Below are 7030 nucleotides of genomic sequence, written 5' to 3' on the forward strand. Positions count from 1 at the left end.
TTCTATGGTGTCGATCCGTGTCGGTCTCAACCCTGTCCTCACACCGGGCACCGGCAGATACGTCGTGGCTTGGCGGTTGCCGCGCCTGCCGCGACAATGCAGCGGTCTTTCATTACAGGTGGATCCGCGCGATGTCCGTGCTCTGGCTTGATCGTTGGTTGGGGCTGCTGGCCGCCGCGTGCTTCGTGCTGGCGGTCGTCGGTTTCGGCGCGGCGCTGGGCGGCTACTCCCAGGCCGTGCACCCGGTGGCGCTGCTGGGTGCCCACGGCGTGCCGCACGCGCTGGCCTTCAACGTGCTGGGCCTGGTGTTGCCAGGCGCGCTTGCGGTGGTGGTGGCCGAGCGCCTGCGCCGTCAGCTGCCGGTGGGGGCAGGCTGGGCGCCGCGGGTCGGCAGCCAGATGCTGCTGCTGGCGGGCCTGGCCTTCGCCGCGATGGGCCTGCTGCCGCTGGACCCTGAAGACCTGCATGGCGGCGCCAGCCAGCTGCACGCCAGCGCGTGGATGGTCTGGGTGCTGGGATTCGTGGTCGGTGCGCTGATGCTGGGCATCCCGCGCCTGCGCGCCGGGCACGGGCGCGCCATGGCCGGGCTGGCCGTGGCCTGCGGCGCGCTGGCTGGCCTGGCCGCCTTCGCCCTGCAGGGCGTGCTGCCAGCGCCGCTGGCGCAACGGCTGGCCTTCGCCTGCTGGGCGGTCTGGCTGGCACTGGCCCTGCCGTTGTCACGACGGGGCGGATGACGGACAGGCGGCCCGCGGCAGGGGCCGCCTGTCCGGATCGTGCTACTGCGGGCGACAGCTGACCGAGAAGCCGACCGGGCCGAACGTCGCATAGATCCAGGCCATGGCCTGATTGACGGCATCGGTCTGGTCTTCGGCGTCGGGTTCGAAGACGCCGATGGCCCCTTCATTGGGGCCGCTGGTCAGCTGGTAGTCGCACAGGTATGGCGCGGCCTGGGCCGCACTGGTCAGCCCCGCCGACAGGGTGAGCCCGAGCAGGGATGCGTAGAGCTTGTTCATGGTGTTCTCCTCCGTGGCCCCGGGGAAATGGCATTGACCGCCAGCAGCGTGCCGGAGCCGGTGAGCACGCTACGGGCCAACCCTGCTCCCTCTTGATCCCCGGTCGGGTAGGGGAAGTGATTGAATGAGGTAGGTTTTTTCCCGTTGCTGCTGAAGGGAGGACGCCCTCACATCGCATCTGCGGCCAGCGTCACAGTGCTCTGGTCCGGCTCCGGCAGCGTCCTCGCCAGCGCCGTGGCCCTCCACGGCGGTGCAGGTTGAAGACGACAGCGCGCGCGCGCTGGATCGGCCCGGATTGGAGCCATTTGCCGCACTGCGGTACGCTGTACCGCTTTGCCGCCGCAACCGCGTGTTACATGACCAGCGCCGAACCCAACGTTTACGACCCGCAGCAGGTTGAATCCGCCGCCCAGAGCTTCTGGGATGCCACCCGCGCCTTCGAGGTCGACGAGACCTCGGACAAGCCGAAGTACTACTGCCTGTCGATGCTTCCGTACCCGTCCGGCGCGCTGCACATGGGTCATGTGCGCAACTACACGATCGGCGACGTGATCAGCCGCTACAAGCGCATGACCGGCCACAACGTCCTGCAGCCGATGGGCTGGGACGCGTTCGGCCTGCCGGCGGAAAACGCCGCGATCAAGAACAAGACCGCGCCGGCGGCGTGGACCTACAAGAACATCGACCACATGCGCAGCCAGCTGCAGTCGCTGGGCTATGCCATCGACTGGTCGCGCGAGTTCGCCACCTGCCGCCCGGACTATTACGTCCACGAGCAGCGCATGTTCACCCGCCTGATGCGCAAGGGCCTGGCCTACCGCCGCAACGCGGTGGTGAACTGGGACCCGGTCGACCAGACCGTGCTGGCCAACGAGCAGGTCATCGACGGCCGCGGCTGGCGCTCCGGCGCCCTGGTCGAGAAGCGCGAGATCCCGCAGTGGTTCCTGCGCATCACCGATTACGCCCAGGAACTGCTGGACGGCCTGGATGAGCTGGACGGCTGGCCGGAATCGGTCAAGACCATGCAGCGCAACTGGATCGGCCGTTCCGAAGGCCTGGAAATCCAGTTCGACGTGCGCGATGTCGATGGCAGCGCGCTGGACCCGCTGCGCGTGTTCACCACCCGCCCGGACACGGTGATGGGCGTGACCTTCGTGTCGATCGCCGCCGAGCACCCGCTGGCGCTGCACGCCGCGAAGAACAACCCGGAACTGGCCGCGATGCTGGCCGACCTGAAGCAGGGCGGCGTGTCCGAAGCCGAACTGGAAACCCAGGAAAAGCGCGGCATGGATACCGGCCTGCGCGCCGTGCATCCGGTCACCGGCGAGCAGGTGCCGGTGTGGGTCGCCAACTTCGTGCTGATGGGCTACGGCACCGGCGCGGTGATGGCCGTTCCCGGCCACGACCAGCGCGACAACGAGGTGGCCAACAAGTACGGCCTGCCGATCGTGCAGGTCATCGCCCTGAAGGATGCGCGCAACGACGATGAGCGCACCTGGGACGCCACCCGCTGGCAGGACTGGTACAGCGACAAGAGCCGCCAGACCGAACTGGTCAACTCGGCCGAATTCGACGGCCTGGACTTCCAGGGCGCATTCGAAGCGCTGGCCGAACGATTCGAGCGCAAGGCCCAGGGCCAGCGTCGCGTCAACTACCGCCTGCGCGACTGGGGCGTGAGCCGCCAGCGTTACTGGGGCTGCCCGATTCCGGTGATCTACTGCGCCAAGTGCGGTGCGGTGCCGGTGCCGGAAGAACAGCTGCCGGTGGTGCTGCCGGAGGACGTGGCGTTCTCGGGCACCGGTTCGCCGATCAAGACCGACCCGGAATGGCGCAAGACCACCTGCCCGGATTGCGGCGGCGCGGCCGAGCGCGAGACCGACACCTTCGACACCTTCATGGAGTCGAGCTGGTACTACGCCCGTTACACCTCGCCGGGTGCCCGTGATGCCGTCGACAAGCGCGGCAACTACTGGCTGCCGGTGGACCAGTACATCGGTGGCATCGAGCACGCGATCCTGCACCTGATGTATTTCCGCTTCTACCACAAGCTGCTGCGTGACGCGCGGATGGTGGACAGCAACGAACCGGCGCGCAACCTGCTGTGCCAGGGCATGGTGATCGCCGAGACCTACTACCGCCCGAACCCGGACGGCTCGAAGGACTGGATCAACCCGGCCGACGTGGACGTGCAGCGCGACGAGCGCGGCCGCATCACCGGCGCCACCCTGATCGCCGACGGCCAGCCGGTGGTGGTCGGTGGCACCGAGAAGATGTCCAAATCGAAGAACAACGGCGTGGATCCGCAGGCGATGGTCGGCAAGTACGGCGCCGACACCGTGCGCCTGTTCTCGATGTTCGCCGCACCGCCGGAACAGTCGCTGGAGTGGAACGAGGCCGGCGTGGACGGTATGGCCCGCTTCCTGCGCCGCCTGTGGGCCCAGGTGCACAAGCACGCCGCCGACGGTGCCGCCCCGGCGCTGGACGTGGCCGCACTGGATGCCAACCAGAAGGCACTGCGCCGCAAGACCCACGAGACCATCGGCAAGGTCGGCGACGACTACGGCCGCCGCCACAGCTTCAACACCGCCATTGCCGCGGTGATGGAACTGATGAACGCACTGGCCAGGTTCGAGGACGCCAGCGAGCAGGGTCGTGCGGTGCGCCAGGAAGCGCTGCAGGCCGTCGTGCTGCTGCTGAACCCGATCACCCCGCACGCCAGCCACACCCTGTGGCAGGTGCTGGGCCACGGCCAGACGCTGCTGGAAGACCAGCCGTTCCCGCAGGCCGACAGTGCCGCGCTGGTGCGTGATGCGCTGACCCTGGCCGTGCAGGTCAACGGCAAGCTGCGTGGCACGATCGACGTGGCCGCCGATGCCGCACGCGAGCAGGTGGAGGCACTGGCCCTGGCCGAGCCGAACACCGCCAAGTTCATGGAAGGCCTGACGGTGCGCAAGATCATCATCGTCCCCGGCAAGATCGTGAACATCGTCGCTGCCTGATGTACCCGGCACCGGCCGCCGCCCAGGCGGCCGGTGCGTTGTCGCCACGGCCATCGGCCGATGGCCCTGCGTTCACGCGTCGTCGGGCACGCTGTCTGTTGCCGTGATCGCCCGGCTCCTCCAGACTGTTCCCATGACCCGAATTCTGCTTGCCCTCGTCCTTGCCCTCGGCCTTGCCGGCTGTGGCTTCCACCTGCGCAACAAGTTGATGCTGCCGACCGACACCGCGCCGGTGAAGGTGGTGTCCACCGCGCCCTACAGCGAGCTGGTCAAGCTGTTGAACCGCAGCCTGCTGGCATCCGGTGCGAAGCTGGCCGACGAGGACAGCAAGGATCCGGCAGCACAGCTGCAGGTGCTGTCCGAGCGCTGGGGTGACCTGCCCATCGCCATCGATGCACAGGGCCGTGCGCAGGAATACAGCCTGCGCTACGCGGTCATCTTCATCTTCCGCCGCGAGGATGGCAGCGAGCTGGTGCCGCAGCAGGTGATCGAACTGTCGCGCGACTACGTGTCGCCGCCGACCGACGCCACCGGTACCACCACCGAACGCGAGATCCTGGCCGATGAACTGCGCCGGGAAATGTCCGCCTCGATCATCCGCCGCATCGACAGCGTGGTGCGTGCCGAGCTGGAACGCGGTGGCAGCCTGTCCGCGCCGAAGCCGGCCGTGACCACCGATGGCGAACCGGCGACGACGCCGGCGCCGGTCAAGCCCTGAGCTGCCGCCCACGATGGAACTGCGACCGGAGCAGCTGGCCGGCCAGGGCGGTGACACCGCGCTGGCGCCTGTGTACCTGATCGCCGGCCCGGAAACCCTGCGCGTGCTTGAAGCCGCCGATGCGGTGCGCGCACGCGCCCGTGCCAGCGGTGTCGACGAACGCGAGGTGTTCGACGCCGACGGCCGCGACTTCGACTGGAACCAGCTCGACGCCAGCTTCAACGCGCCCAGCCTGTTCAGTGCGCGGCGCCTGGTGGAAGTGCGCCTGCCCAGCGGCAAGCCGGGCAAGGACGGCGCCGAGGTCATCAGCCGGTTCTGCGCCGACCCGGCGCCGGACGTGGTGCTGCTGATCACCGCCAACGAATGGAGCAAGGCCCACCAGGGCAAGTGGGCCGAGGCGGTCAACCGCGTCGGCGTTCTGTCGGTGGCCTGGGCGATCAAGCCGCACGAACTGCCGGACTGGATCGAGCGCCGCCTGCGCAGCAAGGGCCTGCGTGCCGACGGTGCCGCGGTGCAGCGCCTGGCCGAGCGCGTGGAAGGCAACCTGCTGGCCGCCGCGCAGGAAATCGACAAGCTGGCCCTGCTGGCCGATGGCCAGCCGCTGGACGTAGAGCGCATGGAATCGCTGGTGGCCGACGCCGCCCGCTACGACGTGTTCCGTCTGGTCGAAGCGACCTTCTCGGGCCAGCCGCAGGCGGTGCTGCGCATGCTGGCCGGCCTGCGTGGCGAAGGCGAGGCCGTGGCCGCGCTGATGCCGATCGTGATCCGCGAACTGCTGGCCGGTGCCGGCCTGGCGCGGGTGCAGGCCCGTGGCGGCAACCTCGCCGCTGAAATGAAATCGCGCGGCATCTGGGAATCGCGGCAGGCGCCGTACAAGCGCGCGCTGCAGCGGCACCCGGAAGGCAAGCGCTGGGAGCGCTTCGTGGCCGAGGCGGGGCTGGTCGACCGCATCGCCAAGGGGCGGGCCGACGGTGACGCCTGGCTGGCGCTGGAGCGTCTGCTGGTGGCGGTGTCCGAGGCCCGTGCCGTGCGCCTGCTCGCGCGCGCCTGAGTGATGAGCCTGCGGATCTATTACGGGGGCACCTTCGATCCGGTGCACCTGGGCCATCTGGCCATCGCGCGCGCCGCACGCGACGAACTGCAGGTGGCCGTGCGCATGTTGCCGGCCGCCGACCCGCCGCACCGCGCCGCCCCGGGGGCGACCGCCGAACAGCGCTGCCGGATGCTGTCGCTGGCCATCGGCGACGAGCCGGGCCTGCTGCTCGACCGGCGCGAGCTGGACCGGGCGGCGCGCAACCCTGGCCAGCCGTCCTACACCGTCGACACCCTGCGCGAGCTGCGCGCCGAGCTGGGCCCGAGCCGGCCGCTGGCCTGGCTGGTCGGTGCCGACAGCCTGCTGGCCCTGCCGGCCTGGCACGAATGGCAGGCGCTGTTCGGCCTGGCCCACTTCATCGTGGCCGAGCGGCCGGGCAGCCCGTTGCGTGACGCCGTTGCCGGCGAGCTCGGCCAGGCCCTGGAAGGGCGCTGGGCCGACAACGAGCAGTCGCTGTTCGCCAGCCCGGCCGGGCGCGTGCTGCGCCTGCACCAGCCCCTGCGCGGCGAGTCGGCCAGTGCCGTACGCGCCCAGATCGGCGCGGCCGGACCCTGGCGGGCGATGCTGCCGCCGGCGGTGGCCGACTACGTGGCCGGGCAGCGCCTGTACCACCCCGGCACACCCTGAATGCCCGCGTGAATGGCGCAAGCGCGCCATGCCCGTATAATCGCCCCCACGTTTATCGAGTCGATCCACTTTGAGCAACCAGACCCAGCCCCAGACCATCAAGGTCGATCTGCCCAGCCCGCCGCCTTCCGTGCCGCAACTGCTGGCCAGCGTCCGCCAAGCCACCGAAGACCTGAAGGCCAAGGACCTGGTCGAGATCGACGTGCGCGGCCGGTCCAGCGTTGCCGATTACATGATCGTCGTTTCGGGCACCTCGACCCGCCACGTCAAGTCGATCGCCGATGAAGTCGTGCGCTTCGCCAAGAACATCGACGTGATGCCGCTGGGCGTGGAAGGCGAGCGCGAAGCCGAGTGGGTGCTGGTCGACCTGGGCGACATCATCGTCCACGTCATGCTGCCGCGCGTGCGTGAGTTCTACGCCCTCGAGCGCCTGTGGACCGTCGGCGACCAGCCGCCGCCCAGCGACGACGACGAAGTGGCCTGAGCCACGGCGTTGCTGTACCCCTTCGAGGCCCCGGCCGGGAGCGCCAGGCAGGTTTTGTCAGGAGAATATTAAACAACACAGAAAAAAACCCCGACA

General features: G+C 69.2%; 7 protein-coding genes. 6 read left to right on the top strand and 1 reads right to left on the bottom strand.

Annotation, left to right across the window (positions count from 1 at the left end):
- Positions 1-131 precede the first annotated feature (131 nt).
- A complete protein-coding gene (locus ACVOK1_RS13375; RefSeq protein WP_481562349.1) occupies positions 132-734 on the top strand; it encodes a DUF998 domain-containing protein in 603 nt (200 codons plus the stop codon).
- 42 nt (positions 735-776) lie between these two features.
- Here the strand turns inward: ACVOK1_RS13375 and ACVOK1_RS13380 are convergent, their stop codons facing one another.
- Entirely contained in the window at positions 777-1013 is a 237-nt protein-coding gene (locus ACVOK1_RS13380; protein WP_481562350.1) for a hypothetical protein, read from the bottom strand.
- A 356-nt stretch (positions 1014-1369) separates the two neighbouring features.
- Here ACVOK1_RS13380 and leuS point away from each other — a divergent pair, with 356 nt between their 5' ends.
- The 5 genes from leuS (at position 1370) to rsfS (ending at position 6934) form a co-directional block, all read left to right on the top strand.
- On the top strand, positions 1370-4012 hold the full coding sequence (gene leuS, locus ACVOK1_RS13385) for a leucine--tRNA ligase (protein WP_164073572.1): 2643 nt from the start codon (positions 1370-1372) through the stop codon (positions 4010-4012).
- 133 nt (positions 4013-4145) lie between these two features.
- A complete protein-coding gene (locus tag ACVOK1_RS13390) occupies positions 4146-4730 on the top strand; it encodes an LPS-assembly lipoprotein LptE (RefSeq protein ID WP_200753288.1) in 585 nt (194 codons plus the stop codon).
- 13 nt (positions 4731-4743) lie between these two features.
- Entirely contained in the window at positions 4744-5781 is a 1038-nt protein-coding gene (gene holA, locus ACVOK1_RS13395; RefSeq protein ID WP_200753289.1) for a DNA polymerase III subunit delta, read from the top strand.
- Positions 5782-5784: 3 nt separating this feature from the next.
- A complete protein-coding gene (gene nadD, locus ACVOK1_RS13400) occupies positions 5785-6450 on the top strand; it encodes a nicotinate-nucleotide adenylyltransferase (protein WP_200753290.1) in 666 nt (221 codons plus the stop codon).
- A 70-nt stretch (positions 6451-6520) separates the two neighbouring features.
- Positions 6521-6934 carry a ribosome silencing factor gene (gene rsfS / locus ACVOK1_RS13405; RefSeq protein WP_108769533.1) on the top strand — a complete coding sequence of 138 codons (414 nt, stop codon included), beginning with the start codon at positions 6521-6523 and terminating at the stop codon, positions 6932-6934.
- Positions 6935-7030: the final 96 nt, after the last annotated feature.

This window comes from Stenotrophomonas sp. STEN087, assembly GCF_056759115.1.

What these genes read in the sequence shown, in the direction of transcription:
- nadD (WP_200753290.1), top strand. Translation starts at nt 5,785, where the DNA reads ATGAGCCTGCGGATCTATTACGGGGGCACCTTCGATCCGGTGCACCTG.
- holA (WP_200753289.1), top strand. Translation starts at nt 4,744, where the DNA reads ATGGAACTGCGACCGGAGCAGCTGGCCGGCCAGGGCGGTGACACCGCG.
- ACVOK1_RS13390 (WP_200753288.1), top strand. Translation starts at nt 4,146, where the DNA reads ATGACCCGAATTCTGCTTGCCCTCGTCCTTGCCCTCGGCCTTGCCGGC.
- ACVOK1_RS13375 (WP_481562349.1), top strand. Translation starts at nt 132, where the DNA reads ATGTCCGTGCTCTGGCTTGATCGTTGGTTGGGGCTGCTGGCCGCCGCG.
- leuS (WP_164073572.1), top strand. Translation starts at nt 1,370, where the DNA reads ATGACCAGCGCCGAACCCAACGTTTACGACCCGCAGCAGGTTGAATCC.
- ACVOK1_RS13380 (WP_481562350.1), bottom strand. Translation starts at nt 1,013, where the DNA reads ATGAACAAGCTCTACGCATCCCTGCTCGGGCTCACCCTGTCGGCGGGG.